General features: G+C 43.2%; 1 protein-coding gene. It reads left to right on the top strand.

The annotated features are described in order from the left end of the window. Positions 1–172: 172 nt before the first annotated feature. Positions 173–622, top strand: a 450-nt coding sequence (locus tag V7149_RS07415; protein ID WP_335345013.1) for a carboxyl transferase domain-containing protein, incomplete at its 3' end; no start/stop codon positions are given.

The raw sequence follows: 622 nt of genomic DNA on the forward strand, positions 1-622 counted from the left end.
TGTTTATAACACTTGTTTTGCAAAGGTACAGATGAAAACACAAACTATAAAGCGTTTTATGAACGTCTATCATACCCCAAGAAAGAAGAACATGAAGTTCAGGGAATGCATTGATACTTTAACTGGATCTAATGATGCAGTTTTATAAGGTAGAAATTAAGGAGGGTGTAAGATGAACGAAACCGAAGCAAAATCCGAATATCAAATAAAAAAAGATTATGTCCTGCAGGGCGGTCATGAAAAATACCATGAAAAAAATCAGGAAAAAGGGAAACTCTTTGTCCGCGAGCGCCTGAATATGCTGTTTGATAACGGTTTGCAGTCAGAGGATGGGATGTTTGCTAATATCCTTGCGGGCGATCTTCCGGCAGACGGCGTTGTCACTGGAATTGGCAAAATCCATGGGCGCACTGTTTGTGTAATGGCGAATGACTCGACCGTCAAAGCCGGTTCCTGGGGGAAAAGGACCGTAGAGAAAATTATCCGCATTCAAGAGACAGCTGAAAAGCTTCGCTGTCCGCTTCTATATTTAGTAGACTCAGCCGGTGCCCGAATTACCGATCAGCTGGAAATGTTTCCAGGTCGCAGAGGGGCGGGGCGAATTTTCTACAATCAGGTTAAG

The organism is Bacillus sp. JJ1503, assembly GCF_036965125.1.
GTDB lineage: Bacteria > Bacillota > Bacilli > Bacillales > Cytobacillaceae > Cytobacillus.